This window comes from Thiorhodospira sibirica ATCC 700588 (assembly GCF_000227725.2).
GTDB classification, from domain to species: Bacteria; Pseudomonadota; Gammaproteobacteria; order Ectothiorhodospirales; family Ectothiorhodospiraceae; genus Thiorhodospira; species Thiorhodospira sibirica.
In genome coordinates, this window is sequence record NZ_MU255056.1 from 188,079 (window position 1) to 203,756 (window position 15,678).

Consider the following 15,678-nt stretch of genomic DNA (forward strand, 5'->3'; position numbering starts at 1 on the left):
CTGATGGAAACACCCGCAGCGGGCGCTGTTGCGCTGAATTTGCCACCCTTTGAACACATTGATGAGGCGGTTGCCCGCGCCTTGCACGAAGATTTGGGCAGCGGTGATCTGACCGCGCAATTGATTGATAGCGAGGCCTGGGGGGAGGCGACCGTGATCACCCGCGAGGCCGCCGTGATCTGCGGCACGGCCTGGTTTGCGCACAGCTTTGCGCGGCTGGATGCGCGAGTCACCATTCGCTGGGCCGTGAGCGATGGCGCACAGGTCGCGCCCAACCAGACCCTGTGTACCCTGCAAGGCCCGGCGCGGGCCTTGTTAAGCGGTGAGCGCACGGCGCTTAATTTTCTCCAGACCCTGTCAGCCACGGCTACCCAGACGCGGGCCTATGTGGCGGCCGTTGCCGGTACGCAGGCCACCATTTTAGACACGCGCAAAACCTTGCCGGGACTGCGTCATGCACAAAAATACGCAGTGCGCTGCGGCGGCGGGATGAATCATCGCATGGGGCTGTTTGATGCCATCCTGATTAAGGAAAATCATATTTACGCCGCTGGTTCGATTGCGGCGGCGGTGGCCCAGGCGCGCACGCTGCACCCTGCCATCCTGGTGGAGGTGGAAACGGAAACGCTGGATGAGGTGCGCGAGGCGCTCAACGCCGGGGCTGATGTCATTATGCTGGATGATTTTACGCACGAGGCTCGGCGCGAGGCGGTGAATCTGGTGGCCGGGCGTGCCAAAACCGAGGCTTCCGGGGGGGTTGATCTGCATACCGTGCGCACGATTGCGGCCAGTGGTGTGGATTATATTTCGGTGGGCAGTCTGACCAAAGACATTCGCGCCGTGGATCTTTCGATGCGGTTTCGTTATGCCGCTTAAAGCGCCTGAATTACTCGCCCCCGCCGGTAGCCTGGATAAATTGCGCTATGCCTTGGCCTTTGGTGCGGATGCGGTATATGCCGGTATCCCGCGCTATGCCTTGCGCGCCCGCAATAACAGCTTTTCGCTCGAAGCCCTGGCGGCAGGCATTGACACCGCACACCAGCAAAACCGCAAGCTCTATCTGACCGTCAATATCTTTGCCCATCAGGCCAAGCTTAAAACCTTCATCAGCGATTTGGCGCCGATTGTGGCCTTGCAGCCCGATGCCTTCATCATGGCCGATCCGGGCCTGATCTGGCTGGTGCGGGAACGCTGGCCGCAGATGCCCTTGCATCTGTCGGTGCAGGCTAACACCGTGAATGCGGCGGCGGTGCGCTTTTGGCAGGCAGCGGGCATTCGCCGGGTGATCTTGTCGCGGGAGCTGAGTCTGGCGCAGATTGAAGATATCCGCCAGCAATGCCCCGATATGGAGCTTGAGGTGTTTGTCCACGGTGCGTTGTGCATTGCCTGGTCAGGGCGCTGTCTGTTATCGGGCTATTTCAATCACCGTGACGCCAATCAGGGGGTTTGTACCAATAGCTGTCGCTGGCACTATCGGCTGTTGCCCGATCCCGATCAAGACCACACCGCCTGGGTCCTGGAAGAAGGCAAGCGTCCGGGGGCTTATCTGCCGATTGAGGAAGATGAACACGGCACCTATATTCTCAACGCCAAAGATCTGTGCGCCATTGAGTATGTTGAGCAGCTGGCCCGCATCGGCGTGGATAGCCTCAAGATTGAAGGGCGCACTAAATCGGCCTGGTATGTCGCCCGGGCGGTGCTGGCGTATCGTCAGGCCATTGATACCGCGCAGCAGGGCCTGCCGCTGGCGTCGGCAACCGTGGCCTTGCTGGATGGGCTGGCACACCGTGGCTATACCCCCGGTTTTCTGGAGCGCCACGCCCCGCAGGATTTGCAAAACTATGCCACCGGCGACTCCCTGCCTGGCAATCGCCATTATGTCGGCGAGGTGCTCGCCCAGGAAAGCGGCCAGTTGCGTATTGAGGTCAAAAACCGCTTTGCCGTGGGGGATTCGCTGGAATTGATGACTCCCACGGGGTGTCATACCTTTCGCCTCGACAGCCTGCACGATGTGCGCAGCGGTGCGCCGCTCAACGTCGCCCCTGGCAGCGGCTGGCAGGTGAAGATCCCAGACCCGCAGCCGCATCCACTGGAATACGCCCTGCTGGCGCGCATTCCGGTATAGCTTTTTGCCGTTACAAACCCTGCGCGCACAACATTTGAAAAACCCGGATCAAGCATGCACGAATTATCATTATGTCAGGCGATTGTGGCGCAGGTGGAGCGGCTGGTGGCGGCGCATCAGGCGCGAGGGGTGAGCCGTATTGAGGTGCAGGTGGGCCCGCTGGCGGGGGTGGAGGCGCATTTGTTACGTCAGGCGTTTCCGCTGGCTGCCGCCGGGACTGGTGCGGCCCAGGCTGAGCTGGTGTTGACGGCCTTGCCGGTGAAGGTGCATTGCCGTGTGTGCGGTGCAGATAGCGAGGTGAGCGTCAATCGCTTATTATGCGGGCATTGCGGTGCCTGGCAGACCACCGTGTTATCGGGAGATGAGTTGTTGCTGGCGCGTGTCGAACTGCTTATGTCTTCTTCTTAAAACCTCTCCGTCAAAAGGTCTTTAGTCATGTGTGATCAATGCGGTTGCAGTACCCCCCATCACCACCACCATCATAGTCACCATCATGCCCATGACGCGGCACATAGTCACAGTACCAGCACCAGCACCCGCAGTACCCACGAGGTCACGGTACTTTCGCGGGTGTTAGATGCCAATGATCACGCAGCGGCGCATAATCGCCGCCATTTTGAGCAGCGTGGCATTTTGGCCATCAATCTGATGTCCTCGCCGGGTTCTGGCAAGACGGCATTACTGGAGCAGACCATCGAACGGCTGGATGGGCGTTTGCGGGTGGCGGTGATTGAGGGTGATCTGGAGACCGAAAACGATGCGCAGCGCATCCGTGCCAAGGGGGTGCAGGCCGCACAGATTACCACCGGCACCGCCTGTCATCTGGATGCAAGCATGGTGCATCAGGCCTTGCATGCGCTGGCGCTTGAGCAGGTGGATCTTGTGTTTATCGAAAATGTCGGCAATCTGGTCTGTCCAGCGGCCTTTGATCTTGGCCAGCATTATAATGTGGTGTTGCTGTCAGTGACCGAAGGCGATGACAAACCGGCGAAATATCCGGTGATGTTTCGCGCCGCTGACCTGGTGTTATTGAGCAAAAGCGATTTGCTGCCCGTGCTGGGGGATTTTTCCCCCGCCAAGGCAGAGCAGCATCTGCGTGCTTTAGCTCAGGCAGCACCGCTTTTGACGGTATCGGCGCGCAGCGGCGAGGGGCTGGATGCCTGGATTGACTGGCTCAAACAGCAGCTCGATGCCCTGCGGGCGCAGATAGCCACCAAAGCAGGCTGAGCCCCTTGGGCTTTATCTATCTATTTCCCGGTTCACTTTGTTTTGATGCTGATCCATGACCTCTGAATTTGATCCCGGCGCGGCTCGTGCGCGCTACAGTATGCGCCACTGGAGCGGTGGTTATTTTGACATCAATGCCGCTGGTCATGTGGTGATGCGCACGCCTGCGCAACCGCATCACCCCGGCGTTGATCTGTATGCCTTGACCGATACCCTGCAAGCCCAGGGCATCAATCTGCCGGTGCTGGTGCGTTTTGAGGATATTTTGCAGCATCGGGTGGCCCGTTTGACCGAGGCCTTTGCCCAGGCGCGGGCGAGTTTTGACTATGCGGGTGACTATACGGCGGTGTATCCCATCAAGGTTAACCAGCAGCGCAGCGTAGTGGCCGGAATTTTGGGCTACGGCGGTGAGCAGGTAGGGCTTGAGGCTGGCAGTAAACCGGAATTGATGGCGGTGCTGGCGCTTGCACCCACAGACGGGGTGATTGTCTGCAATGGCTACAAGGATCGCGAATATCTGCGCATTGCCTTGATCGGGCGCCTGCTGGGACAGCGTTTGTATATCGTGATTGAAAAGCCCTCCGAGCTTGACGGAGTGCTGGAAGCCTGCCGTGATCTCGGGGTGCGGCCATGGCTGGGAGTGCGGGTGCGGCTGGCCTCCATCGGCAAGGGCAAATGGCAAAACACCGGCGGCGAGAAGGCTAAATTTGGTCTGTCCGCCGCCCAGGTGCTGGCCCTGATTGAACGGCTGCGCGCCCTGGACATGCTCGATTGCCTGCGGCTGCTGCATTTTCACATGGGCTCGCAAATCGCCAATATCCGCGATATTCAAACCGGGATGGTCGAAGCAGCGCGGTATTATGCCGAGCTGCGCGCCCTGGGTGCGCCGATTGACGTGGTTGATGTCGGCGGTGGGCTGGGGGTGGATTATGAGGGCACGCGCTCGCGCACGGATTGCTCCATCAACTACAGCCTGCAGGAATATGCCAATAATATCGTGCGTACCCTGCACCATGTCTGTTTGGAGGAAGGCTTGCCCGCGCCCACGATTTTTACCGAATCCGGGCGCGCCATGACGGCGCATCATGCGGTTTTGATCACCAATGTGATTGACAGTGAGCGCACCCGCGTCGAACAGAGGCTGCAGCCGCCGGAGCAGGAAGCCCCGCTGATTTTGCAGGATATGTGGCGCCTGTATGAACAGCCCAGCGCCATTGCCCCCAGCGAGATTTATCACGATGTGGCGCATTGGCTGGGTGAGGCGCAGGTGATGTTTAGTCACGGCATGTTGACCTTGGCCGAACGCGCCTTTGCCGAACAGCTCTATATTGCCACCTGTGAGCGGCTGGTGGCGCAAGAGGATGGACGCCTGTCGGCAGAAATCCGCGACGAGATTAACGACAAGCTGGCGGATAAATATTTTTGCAATTTTTCCGTGTTTCAGTCGGTGCCGGATGTCTGGGGGATTGATCAGATCTTTCCCATCATGCCCTTGCATCGCCTGCATGAAGCGCCGACCCGGCGGGTGGTCTTGCAGGATCTGACCTGTGATTCTGATGGCCATATTGGCCGTTATGTGGATGCCGACGGGGTGGCCAAAAGCCTGGCCTTGCACGCCGTACACAGTGGCGAGGATTATCGCATCGGGATTTTTCTGGTGGGCGCCTATCAGGAAATTTTAGGGGATTTGCATAACCTGTTTGGCGATACCCACTCGGTGAATGTGGTGCTGGAAGCCGATGGCAGCTATCGACTCAGTGATGCCGAAAAAGGCGATCAGGTCGATGAACTGCTGCGTTATGTGCATTTTGATCCGCTGCAGCTGGCCAAAGCCTATCGGGAAAAGGTCGCCCAGGCAGGTCTTGAAGCCGCGTTAAGTGCGCGCATTCTCACCGAGCTGGAACAAGGTCTGACAGGCTACACTTATCATGAAGACTGATCGCCAACGTGGCGCCATCTTCCCCGCCTGCGCCCACGCATGAGCATCCTGCTATGGTTGACGGTGCTGGGCGCGGTGGCACTGTATATCAACGACACCCTGCGCACCCGTGAAAAGGCCGCCCAAGCCGCCGCGCAGGCGTGTCGTGAGGTTTCGGCACAATTGCTGGATCAGAGCGTGATGGGGGCAGGGATGCCGCGTCTGGTGAAGGATGCGCAAAAGCGCTGGCGGCTGCGCCGTGAATATGTGTTTGAATTTACCGTCGCCGGTGAACAGCGCTACACCGGGCGTATCATCTGTCTGGGCGGAGCGGTATATCAACTGAGCCTGGAACATCCCGAAGGGCGCACCTTCCTTGATTGAGTCCCCGCGCCGATGACCCTCACTGAACTGCGCTATATCGTTGCCGTGGCCCGCGAACGCCATTTTGGCCATGCCGCCGAGGCCTGTCATGTCAGCCAGCCGACCCTGAGTGTGGCGGTGAAAAAACTCGAAGATGAACTCGGCACAATTTTATTTGAGCGCGGCAAGCACGATGTCAGCATGACACCGGTCGGTGAACGGATTGTGCAGCAGGCGCAAAAGGTGCTTGAAGAAGCCGAGGAGATTTATCACATTGCCCAGCACACCCATAGCCAGCTGGAAGGGCCGCTGCGCCTGGGGGCGATTTATACCATCGGGCCGTATCTGCTGCCGCACCTGATCCCCTTGCTGCGCGAGCGGCACCCCTTGATGCAGCTCTTGATCGAGGAAAACTACACCGCTCAGCTGACGTATGCCCTCAAGCAAGGCGAGTTAGACGTCATCATTCTTTCGCTGCCCTTTGAAGAGCCGGGGCTGTTGACCTTAGCCGTCTATGATGAGCCCTTTGTGGCGGTGCTGCCCGCAGAACATCCGTGGGTGGGTCGCAGTCATTTAAGTCTCGATGATGTGGCCAGTGAAACCCTGCTGATGCTCGGTGATGGGCACTGTTTTCGGGATCAGGTGCTGCAATGGTGTCCACAGTGTCGTCGCCCGACCACCTCCAGCAACGACATTGAGCGCAGCGTCCAGGGCAGTTCCCTGGAAACCATTCGTCACATGGTCGCCAGCGGGCTGGGGATTACCATCCTGCCCTGCACCGCGACCACCCATGAACTGTACACCCAGCGCCTGCTGGCCACCTGCCCGCTGGCCCCGCCAGTGCCCAAACGCCGCGTGGCCCTGGCCTGGCGCAGCAGCTTCCCGCGCCCCAAGGCGATTGAGGCCCTGCGCATGGCGATTTTATCGTGTGAACTGCCCTGCGTAGAGCCGATTTACCGCTAGCTTCCAGGGCTGGCGGTGAGGCGCAACACCTCCTCGACACTGGTTTCCCCGGCCAGGATACGCCGCAGACCGTCACGATGAATGCTGGGGCTATGCTGACGAGCATGGCGTTCCAAGGCGTTTTCGCTGGCCTCGTCATGAATCAGGGTGCGCAAGGTATCATCAATGGCAATCAGCTCATAAATCCCGCTGCGTCCGCGATAGCCCAGATCATTGCAGTGGCTGCAGCCGACCGGGCGGTACAGCAAGGGCGGCGTATCGGGATTTAGTCCCAGGCGCTCACAATCCTTGGGGCTGGCAGTATAGGCCAGCTTGCAGTGAGGGCATAACAGCCGCACCAAGCGCTGCGCCAGGATGCCAATCACAGATGAGGACAGCAAAAATGGCTCAACGCCCATATCCCGCAGGCGGGTAATGGCGCCGATGGCGGTGTTGGTGTGCAGGGTAGACAACACCAGATGCCCGGTCAGACTGGCCTGCACCGCAATCTGCACGGTTTCCAGATCACGAATCTCCCCCACCATCACCACATCCGGGTCCTGGCGCAAAATGGCCCGCAAGCCCCGCGCAAAGGTCATGTCCACCTTGGTATTGATCTGTGTCTGGCCGATGCCGTCGAGATAATATTCAATGGGATCTTCAACCGTGAGGATATTGCGCTTGCGGTCATTCAGTTCCGTCAGTACCGCATATAAGGTGGTGGTCTTGCCCGAACCGGTCGGCCCGGTCACCAGCAAAATGCCGTGCGGGCGGTGAATCAAATCCCGCATAACCTCATGCGCGCCGGGTTCCATCCCCAACTGCGCCAGATCCAGACGCCCGGCCTGCTTATCCAGCAGCCGCAACACCACCCGCTCGCCGTGTCCAGACGGCAGGGTAGATACCCGCACATCCACCGCCCGTCCGGCGACGCGCAAGGAAATGCGCCCATCCTGAGGCAGGCGCTTTTCGGCAATATCCAGCCGCGCCATGACTTTGATGCGCGAAATGATCAACGGCGCGAGCAGACGCTGGGGCTGCAAAACCTCGCGCAACATGCCATCCACCCGAAAACGCACGCTCAAGCGATGCTCAAAGGGCTCGATATGAATATCCGAGGCATCTTCTTTGATAGCCTCGGTCAACAGCGCATTGATCAGGCGAATGATCGGCGCATCATCGGCACTTTCTAGCAAATCCTCAGGTTCGGATAACTCCTGGGCAATGGCCCTTAAATCATCGGCATCTTCCATGCCCTCCATTAACTGCATGGCATCATTGGCACTGCGCTCATAACGACTGCGCAGCAAACGATCAAACTGCTCGGCACTGACCGGATTAAGGTGCAAACGGCGTCCCAGATAACGCCGCAATTCCAGCAGCGTACTGCTGGCAACGCGCTCACGGCAGGCGATGGTCGCCTGCGCCGCAGACAGCTCCACAATCACCACCCCAAAGCGGCGCGCAAAGCTAAAACTGATGTCATGCCGCCCAGGCATATCCACATCGTCCGACACCGGCAATCCAGCAGACGCCGCCGGTAAAACAGCAGATAAGGTTTCCGTCATGGTCTCAAGACAAGGCAATATCGGCCTTCCCCGAACAGAGAAGGCCGATGTGGGGGATCAATGGAAGGGACGCAACAACCCCGGAATGGCAGCCAGCGCCTGATCACGGCTGGCCGGGTCGGCCGTCACTGCGGCAACAGCAGTGCGTCCGGCCTCACGCAAGGCACCCTTGGCAGATTCACTCAAAGTGCTATACGCAATGCCATGCTGTGTCTGGTAGTCGGCAAAGGCCAGACTGACCTCAATGCGATGGCTGAAGCGGGCAATATCATCAGCGGCCTCGGGGTTGCCCCAGGCACCGTTGATCAGGGCAATAATCATCTGATTACGCGCTAAACGCCCTTGACTCAGCTCAGCCAGCCAGTAGTCATATCCATCCCGGTCGGCAGGCCGTCCAAAGATATTCTGGTATAAAGCCTCAATCAGCGCACCATAGCCCAGCGACTCAGGATACAGGGCCTGCACCAGCTCCTGATCAAAGAAGCTTTGCGCCACTGTCAGCGGCTCCCATTCCGGGCGGGTGTGGATATTGTTGACCCAATAATTCAGACCCTCGGCATCCGGGGCATACCCCAGCGTCGCCAGATAAATCTCCGTCACCTGCCATGCCGTATTGCGCTCAGGTGCGGGATCTGTTACGCCAAACAAAACCGCCTGGACGCTATACGCTAATGGATCGGCAGGTAGCACAAATTGCCTGGTATCATTTAGCAGTACGCCTACGACTTCTTGATGGCTGGCGAAAATATCATTCAAGGCGATTTGCATACGATCCGTGATCTGCTTGACCACCAAAGGATCGGTGTGATCAAAGGGGCCATCTTGATCCATGCGCGCATCCAGGGCATCAGTGAACTGGTGCATCGCGGTTCGGCTCAAATGTCCTTCCAGACGACTCAAAAACTGCGGATAATCGGTCTCAAGGATTGCAAAGGTACTGCTTGGCAGACGGCGATGCCGATCAATGACGGCCAGACGCAGCTCGTAATCCAGCCCCCGTAAAAGCTGGTCAATCTGACCCAGGGCATATAACAGCTTGGTCAGTTCAATCTGGGCAGATTCATCAATCAGGTTTTCAAAGGCCCTGTGATAGTGCGCTACAAAATCCTCCTGATTCCCCCCTAAGCTTTGCAGTTCAGCGAGGAACTCCTCAATAAAAGCGAGTAGATTGGTCGAGCTATAGCCGTGACTGGCAAAGCGGATGAAAAACAGGGGATCGTGCTGTTGCAGATGGTTATAAACCCGCTCTGCCGGTGAGGTGGCCGATGCTGCCAGTGGCATGGCTTTAGTGCTATGTCGCGGCGCTTGTTGCGAACATGCCACCCGCTGCCCCTGTGAATAGCAGGCTATCAGTTCACGGCTTCCTGAGGGACTTACACGGTAAAATATTCCTTCCCTTCTACCGTTGGCATAGGTACCTAGGATTTTAGTGCCATCTTTCAGAGTTGTTTCAACCTCTCCGTGGAACCTGCCACGTTCATCCATAGGTCCTCGACGGCGTTCAAATAGCTCATCATATCCGTCATAATGGCTGATTTCATATATGCCATCACCAAGGTGTCGTTTTACATCATACGGCACCGTAGTACATCCCGCAGCCAGCAGAATGAATATCAGCAATACCAGTAAATGGATAAAGGATTTCAAGTGATTCGTTTTCATCAATGCCTCCAGTGAATGTCAAAGCACATCGCCTCTCTTTCTCAAAAAAGAAGCGCCCAACAAACGGATCTCTAAAAATACAGACCCTGATATCCACTATAGACCGCTTGATCTGCTTTATCCACCTTGGTCATGCTATATCTGTCAAATGCCTGACCCTGCGCAGCTTTAGATGGCGCGGGGTCAGCGTGCTGAGATCAAGACCTTTAAATAAAAATTTTTATCATAAAAATCAAAGGAGTATGTATGTGCGGTATTTGCGGTGAATTGAGCTTTGGTCGGCAGGCACCGGATTTGGGGGGAATTCAGCGGATGCTTTCGCGGCTGCAGCGTCGCGGGCCGGAGCATGAGGGCAGTTATTGCGACGGGCCGATGGCTCTGGGGCACCGGCGTTTGTCGATTCTGGATTTGTCGGTTCACGCAAACCAACCAATGATCGACCCTGAGCTGGGGGTGGCGGTGGTTTTTAATGGCACGATCTATAACTTCCCCGAGTTGCGGGCGCAGTTACAGGGGCTGGGCTATCGCTTTTTTTCTCAGGGCGATACCGAGGTGCTGCTCAAGGCGTATCATGCCTGGGGGGAGGATTTTGTCCAGCGTCTGCATGGCATGTTTGCCCTGGGCGTGTGGGATATGCAGGCGCGGCGTTTATTGCTGGCGCGTGATCGCCTGGGGATCAAGCCGCTGTATTACACCGAGGAGGCTACGCGCCTGCGCTTTGCCTCCAATACCCAGGCCCTGCTGGCCGCTGGCGGGGTGGATTGCGCCCTTGATCCGGTGGCGCTGCATCATCATTTTTCCTTACATGCGGTGGTTCCGGCACCGCGCACCCTGCTCAAGGGCATCGCAAAATTGCCACCGGCGCATTATATGGTGATTGAGGCCAATGGGCGGCGGCGCACCCAGCGTTATTGGGAATTATCAGCCCAGCGCCGGGAGGATGGCCCGCACACCCTGCAAGACTGGGGGCAACTGATCTACCCGGCCCTGCGCAAGGCGGTTGAGCGGCGTTTGCAAATCTCTGATGTGCCGGTGGGGGTATTGCTTTCTGGCGGGCTGGATTCAAGTTTGCTGGTGGCCTTGCTGGCCGAATGCACGGATCGTCCGGTGCAGACCTTTTCGGTCGGTTTTGAGGATCAGCCGGAAGAGCGTGGCAGTGAGTTTGAATATTCCGATCAGGTGGTTGCGCGCTTTAACACCGATCATCATAAATTGCAGATCCCCAACGGCGCGGTGCTGGACCGCCTGCCCGAGGCGGTTTTGCAGATGGCCGAGCCGATGGTCGGACAGGATGCCGTCGCCTTTTATCTGCTGGCAGAGCAGGTATCCCGGCATGTGAAGGTGGTGCAATCCGGACAGGGGGCGGATGAGGTCTTTGGTGGGTATTTCTGGTATCCGCAGATGCAGGCTGATTCGCACGGCTCGGCGCTGGAGCGCTTTCGGCGTCACTATTTTGACCGTGATCACGAGGAATTTGCGCAGATGCTGTGTCCGGAGTATGTCGGCGAGGATTACACCAGCGCCCTGGTGGAACAAGCCCTGGCGCAACCGGGTGCGGACAGTTTTATGGATGCGGTGTTGCGCTTTGATGTGACCACGCTCATTGTCGATGATCCGGTCAAACGGGTGGATAATATGACCATGGCCTTCGGGCTGGAGGCGCGGGTGCCGTTTTTGGATCACACCTTGGTCGAGCTGGCGGCGGCCATGCCGGTGGAACTGAAATTACAGGATGGCGGCAAAAGCATCCTCAAGCACATCGCCCGAGGCAAACTGCCCGATGCGGTGATTGACCGTCCCAAGGGCTATTTTCCGATGCCTGCCCTGAAATATGTACGCGGCCCCTTTCTGAGCTTCATGCGCGATATTCTTGATTCACAGGCCTGCCGGGAGCGCGGGCTGTATCAGCGTGCCTATGTCGAGCGCCTGCTGGCACAGCCCGAGGCCCATCTCACCCGCATCAAAGGCAGCAAGCTCTGGCATCTGGCCCTGCTGGAGCTGTGGCTGCAAGGTCAGCGGCTCTAACCGCTGCCTCTGCGATTCAGGCCGTGCGATAGCCCAGCAATACGTCGGCGGCAGTCCCCAGGCTGCCGTCGTCGCGTTCAAACTGGCCCATCTGCGCCACCTGATCATAGGCATTGAGCCATTTCTGGGTGTGACGATAGTCCAGATGAATGGCGCGCACTCCGGCATCTTCCAGGGTTTTGGTGCGCTGCGAGCCATCTTCTGCAAGGCTAAACAGCAATAATTGGGAAAACACCGCATCATTGGTATCAATCAGACCGTCGCGGTTGTCATCAAAGCGCGCCAATTCCTCAAAGCCATTGGCCGCGCCGTGCTGATCACCAAATAATTCGCGGCCATCGTCAATCAGACCGTTGCCATTGCGATCCAGGGCCAGAAACCAGGATTCCCCGCGCACAAAGCTGACCTGCTCAGTGCGTCCATCGCCGGTCATATCAAAGAGGGTGCCTTGGGCAATGCCAGTGGTGGTAATCCCCTGCCCGCCCAAATCCAGAACCAAGGGATCGGCCTGCTGAGGGGGCGGTTCCTCACCCCAGCGCATCAGTAACTGCCCCTGCGTACGCTGGCTTAACTGGATGCTAAGTTGCGTGCCGTCAGCGGTGCTGACCTGTACGCGCATTTCCGTGTGCTGCTGCCAGGTCAGGCTAAGTTCCAGGCTTGCCGGTGCCGCTGCGCTTTGAGCATTTGGCGTCTCGACCACCGACATCTGGGTTTGCGTCGGGCTTGCGCCTTCATCCGCTGGCGTAGCTTGTTCCGTCGTTTTACCGAACATTCGTTTTAACAGCTGATATCCCACATCGTTTTCAGCCTCTTTGCGCGCCTGAGCCACTGGATCATCGGCGGGTGCAGCGGGCTCTGGAACAGATGCTACAGGTGCGACAGCGACTGGCACAGCAGCGGGCGGCCCAGGCAGGCGCGTGGGCAAGGCAGACATCAAAGGGCTAGGGCTAAGCGGCGTCATGATTGCGCCTCCACGACATGAATGCAAGAAGGGTAAGCAGCTTAGCGGCGCGCAGATTGAAAACTTAAGGGGTGGGCAGAAAAATCAGCGCCCGATGCAGCCGAGTCAATCCCCCGACTAAAGCCGGGGGCGGGAACATCAAAAAGATGTTGGGAAGCGGAAATGCGCGGTTGGGTTGTGTCAACCCAATTCAGAAAAGTCCCCTTTTGTGCAAAGCAGAAGTGTCCCCCGTAGAATGCGTGGTTATGGTGTTTGGGCTGGTGCCGGAGTGATGTTGCCCCGACCTCTCCAAGGGTGGTCCGGCGCCGGTTTGTAGGTTGGCTTGGCGGTCTGTTTTGCCTTGGCCTGGTCGACGCTGTGGTGGACACTTTTTTCATCATCCAGCGGTGTGGGCGGTTCGCCCTCAGCCAACAGACGGTAAGGCATGATGTGCCCCTGGTGCAGGAGGGTGATGGTGCCGTCGAAGGCCTCGCAGACGGTGAGGGTGGCACCCCGCAGGCGGTAGCCCTTGCCCTGTCCCTGAAGCTGATATTCCCGGTTCTTGAACTGGAAGCAAAGGTTCTTGGAGAGCTTACGGGTATGGTGCAGGCAAAGGATGAGGGCCTGCTCCTCGGGGCTGTGCAGCACCGGTCGGTGGGCATCCTGGGGGCTTTGTGGCTCGACGGCGAAGCGGGCGTTGAAGTCGGCCATGAAGGTGGGGAGGAAGGCGTTGGCGGCGTCGATGTCCGAGATCTCACGCAGGCGCAGCTCCTTGACCAAACGGTCTTGCAGGGTCTGGTTGGCCCGCTCCACCCGCCCCTTGGCCTGAGGCGTGTTGGCATGAATGGCGGCGATGTCGAGGGTCTTGAGGGCGCGGGAAAACTGGGTCAGCTCCCCGTCGTGCTCAGGATGATTGACACGGAAGATGCTGTGTTTGTCTGAGTAGAGGGCCACCGGACGTCCGTGCTGATCCAGGTATTGCTGTAGGGTCTCCATGTAGGCCTGGGTGGTCTCGGCGGGCACGAAGCGCAGGGCCATCAGGCGCCCTGTGGCGTCGTCGATGAACACAATCAGGGTACAGCGCGGGCCGCGCACCTCAAACCAGTCATGGGGCGAGCCGTCGATTTGAATGAGCTCCCCCAGGCAGGGGCGGCGTGGACGGCGCTGATGAATGCGGGCTTGCTTGCGTTGCTTGGGCTGCCATAGCCCATCGGCCACCATCCACTGGCGCAGGGTCTCGACCGAGAGATGATGACCATGGCGCTCGGCCAGCTTTTCGCAGGCCAGGGTGGGGCCAAAGTCGGTGTAGTGCGTCTTGACCAAGGCGAGCACCTCCTGGCGTACTGTCTCGGCAATGGCGTTATTGGGACGTCGGCCACGGTGGCCACTGCGTAGCCCTGTCGCCCCATGCTCACGATAGCGGCGAACCAGGCGCTTGACCTGGCGCACGCTCAACCCCAGGCGCTGGGCCGCCTCGGCCTGCCGCAGATGCTTGTTCGCCACCGCCTGAATCATCTCTAGTCGGTCAATTTCTTTGTGACTCATCGTAATGTGCTCCTTCGTCATGCGTGCCCCTCCCGCTTAAATATAAAGGGGACATTTTAGAATTGGACGAAGGGGACATTACTGCTTTGGGCTAACATGCGCGGTTGGGTTGTTTACTGTGCCTAAAGTATTTGTTATGATGCAGTGCACCATAACAGTAAAAGCTTACTGCGATGGTGTGTCTAACAGGGCCGCATTTCGGTCGTGTTGGCCATTTCTCAACTCCTCCTGCTTTGGGGTGTATGCAAATGACACCCCATTTTTTTGCGCGCTGTACGCGCTGCACCAAAAGCGGCAAAATTTTGCCGCTATCATCGCCCCCATCAATCCCGGCGGCTAAACCTCACCGCGAATGCGCGTCATCACCGCGCCAGCCAGATCATTGGGGTCGAACTTGGGGATGAATTTGTTGGCACCGGCGCGTTTAACCATAGCGTCGTTGAATTCGCCGCTCAATGACGAGTGCAACAATACATACATATCGGCTAAGGCTGGATTTTTTCGGATCTCGCTGACCAGGGTATAGCCATCCATATCCGGCATTTCAATATCGGAGATCACCATGGCGATCTGCTCATGTAAGTCGCCTGCCCCCGCCATTTCAATGAGCTTATTGAGGGCCTCGCGCCCATCACGGGTCACAATGCAGTCGATATCAATCTGCGCCAAGGCTCGCACCATCTGTTTGCGCGCCACCGAGGAATCATCGGCGACCAAAACCCGCCGGATGCGCTTGGGTGGTGCGTGATCATCCTGTCCTTCCGCCGGGCGAAACAGCTCCGGCGTCACTGGCGCAGCAGGCCCGGTGACCATTTCCAGAATCTTTTCAACATCAATGATTTCCACCAAAACATTATCAACATTGGTGACGGCGGTCAGATAACTTTCCGTGTCTGCGCCCTTGGGTGGTGGACGGATGCTGTCCCAGTTGAGGTTGACGATACGATCCACCGATGACACCAAAAATCCCTGCACCGAGCGGTTAAAGGCGGTCACGATGACAAAGGCCCGGGCGGTAGATTCCGGGCCGCGCCGCCCCATCGAGCGCGCCAGATCAATCACCGACACGGTATGACCCCGGATATGGCTGATGCCGCGAATGATCGGGTGAGAGTTTGGCAGGCGCTTGAGCGGCGGACAGGGAATCACTTCTTGCACCTTGAACACGTTGATTGCAAAGAGCTGTTTATCGCCAAGGTGGAATAACAATAATTCCAGGCGATTTTGCCCGACCATCTTTGTTCGGCGGTCAACGCCTTCCAATACCCCACTCATAAATAAACACTCTCCGCTTTCGGTTGCCAAGGGCTTAGTGCCAGCTATTTTCCATTGTAGCCGCTTCTAAGGCAAATTACTTTTGTTT

General features: G+C 57.9%; 13 protein-coding genes. 8 read left to right on the top strand and 5 right to left on the bottom strand.

Annotated features, from left to right (window positions below; translation table 11 throughout):
* Positions 1-3 precede the first annotated feature (3 nt).
* From nadC to THISIDRAFT_RS01050, 7 genes are read left to right on the top strand one after another with little or no spacing between them, the layout of a single operon-like run.
* Complete coding sequence (gene nadC / locus THISIDRAFT_RS01020) at positions 4-876, top strand: carboxylating nicotinate-nucleotide diphosphorylase (RefSeq protein WP_006787300.1); 873 nt, start codon at positions 4-6, stop codon at positions 874-876.
* Positions 866-2,125, top strand: coding sequence for a U32 family peptidase C-terminal domain-containing protein (locus tag THISIDRAFT_RS01025; RefSeq protein WP_006787301.1), 1,260 nt, complete (start codon positions 866-868; stop codon positions 2,123-2,125). Before nadC ends, THISIDRAFT_RS01025 begins: the two co-directional genes overlap by 11 nt.
* A 54-nt stretch (positions 2,126-2,179) precedes the next feature.
* The gene (locus THISIDRAFT_RS01030; RefSeq protein ID WP_006787302.1) at positions 2,180-2,533 is read left to right on the top strand and encodes a hydrogenase maturation nickel metallochaperone HypA/HybF; all 354 of its coding nucleotides are present in this window, start codon (positions 2,180-2,182) and stop codon (positions 2,531-2,533) included.
* Positions 2,534-2,560: 27 nt separating this feature from the next.
* Entirely contained in the window at positions 2,561-3,352 is a 792-nt protein-coding gene (gene hypB / locus THISIDRAFT_RS01035; protein ID WP_006787303.1) for a hydrogenase nickel incorporation protein HypB, read from the top strand.
* A 55-nt stretch (positions 3,353-3,407) separates the two neighbouring features.
* Positions 3,408-5,291, top strand: a complete 1,884-nt coding sequence (gene speA, locus THISIDRAFT_RS01040; protein WP_006787304.1) for a biosynthetic arginine decarboxylase — start codon at positions 3,408-3,410, stop codon at positions 5,289-5,291.
* A gap of 39 nt (positions 5,292-5,330) precedes the next feature.
* Complete coding sequence (locus THISIDRAFT_RS01045; protein ID WP_006787305.1) at positions 5,331-5,654, top strand: DUF3301 domain-containing protein; 324 nt, start codon at positions 5,331-5,333, stop codon at positions 5,652-5,654.
* Between the two features lie 12 nt (positions 5,655-5,666).
* Positions 5,667-6,596, top strand: a complete 930-nt coding sequence (locus THISIDRAFT_RS01050) for a hydrogen peroxide-inducible genes activator (RefSeq protein WP_006787306.1) — start codon at positions 5,667-5,669, stop codon at positions 6,594-6,596.
* Here the strand turns inward: THISIDRAFT_RS01050 and gspE are convergent.
* Both gspE and THISIDRAFT_RS01060 read right to left on the bottom strand, forming a co-directional pair.
* On the bottom strand, positions 6,593-8,143 hold the full coding sequence (gene gspE / locus THISIDRAFT_RS01055; RefSeq protein ID WP_040852136.1) for a type II secretion system ATPase GspE: 1,551 nt from the start codon (positions 8,141-8,143) through the stop codon (positions 6,593-6,595). The genes THISIDRAFT_RS01050 and gspE overlap by 4 nt on opposite strands.
* 57 nt (positions 8,144-8,200) lie before the next feature.
* Entirely contained in the window at positions 8,201-9,424 is a 1,224-nt protein-coding gene (locus THISIDRAFT_RS01060; protein ID WP_040852138.1) for a DUF4214 domain-containing protein, read from the bottom strand.
* A 627-nt stretch (positions 9,425-10,051) separates the two neighbouring features.
* Between THISIDRAFT_RS01060 and THISIDRAFT_RS01065 the strand changes: the two genes are divergently transcribed.
* Complete coding sequence (locus THISIDRAFT_RS01065; RefSeq protein WP_006787309.1) at positions 10,052-11,830, top strand: N-acetylglutaminylglutamine amidotransferase; 1,779 nt, start codon at positions 10,052-10,054, stop codon at positions 11,828-11,830.
* Positions 11,831-11,846: 16 nt separating this feature from the next.
* On the opposite strand, the gene THISIDRAFT_RS01070 is transcribed toward THISIDRAFT_RS01065, so the two are convergent.
* The 3 genes from THISIDRAFT_RS01070 to THISIDRAFT_RS01080 all read right to left on the bottom strand — a co-directional run bounded on the left by THISIDRAFT_RS01070 (position 11,847) and on the right by THISIDRAFT_RS01080 (position 15,590).
* Complete coding sequence (locus THISIDRAFT_RS01070; protein WP_246585296.1) at positions 11,847-12,602, bottom strand: hypothetical protein; 756 nt, start codon at positions 12,600-12,602, stop codon at positions 11,847-11,849.
* A 432-nt stretch (positions 12,603-13,034) separates the two neighbouring features.
* A complete protein-coding gene (locus tag THISIDRAFT_RS01075) occupies positions 13,035-14,336 on the bottom strand; it encodes an ISNCY family transposase (protein ID WP_006786022.1) in 1,302 nt (433 codons plus the stop codon).
* 315 nt (positions 14,337-14,651) lie between these two features.
* Complete coding sequence (locus THISIDRAFT_RS01080; protein ID WP_006787312.1) at positions 14,652-15,590, bottom strand: chemotaxis protein; 939 nt, start codon at positions 15,588-15,590, stop codon at positions 14,652-14,654.
* Between the last annotated feature and the right edge of the window lie 88 nt (positions 15,591-15,678).

Coding starts and splice junctions, on each gene's coding strand:
- nadC (WP_006787300.1), top strand. CDS start 4: ATGGAAACACCCGCAGCGGGCGCTGTTGCGCTGAATTTGCCACCCTTT.
- THISIDRAFT_RS01025 (WP_006787301.1), top strand. CDS start 866: ATGCCGCTTAAAGCGCCTGAATTACTCGCCCCCGCCGGTAGCCTGGAT.
- THISIDRAFT_RS01030 (WP_006787302.1), top strand. CDS start 2,180: ATGCACGAATTATCATTATGTCAGGCGATTGTGGCGCAGGTGGAGCGG.
- hypB (WP_006787303.1), top strand. CDS start 2,561: ATGTGTGATCAATGCGGTTGCAGTACCCCCCATCACCACCACCATCAT.
- speA (WP_006787304.1), top strand. CDS start 3,408: ATGACCTCTGAATTTGATCCCGGCGCGGCTCGTGCGCGCTACAGTATG.
- THISIDRAFT_RS01045 (WP_006787305.1), top strand. CDS start 5,331: ATGAGCATCCTGCTATGGTTGACGGTGCTGGGCGCGGTGGCACTGTAT.
- THISIDRAFT_RS01050 (WP_006787306.1), top strand. CDS start 5,667: ATGACCCTCACTGAACTGCGCTATATCGTTGCCGTGGCCCGCGAACGC.
- gspE (WP_040852136.1), bottom strand. CDS start 8,143: ATGACGGAAACCTTATCTGCTGTTTTACCGGCGGCGTCTGCTGGATTG.
- THISIDRAFT_RS01060 (WP_040852138.1), bottom strand. CDS start 9,424: ATGCCACTGGCAGCATCGGCCACCTCACCGGCAGAGCGGGTTTATAAC.
- THISIDRAFT_RS01065 (WP_006787309.1), top strand. CDS start 10,052: ATGTGCGGTATTTGCGGTGAATTGAGCTTTGGTCGGCAGGCACCGGAT.
- THISIDRAFT_RS01070 (WP_246585296.1), bottom strand. CDS start 12,602: ATGTTCGGTAAAACGACGGAACAAGCTACGCCAGCGGATGAAGGCGCA.
- THISIDRAFT_RS01075 (WP_006786022.1), bottom strand. CDS start 14,336: ATGACGAAGGAGCACATTACGATGAGTCACAAAGAAATTGACCGACTA.
- THISIDRAFT_RS01080 (WP_006787312.1), bottom strand. CDS start 15,590: ATGAGTGGGGTATTGGAAGGCGTTGACCGCCGAACAAAGATGGTCGGG.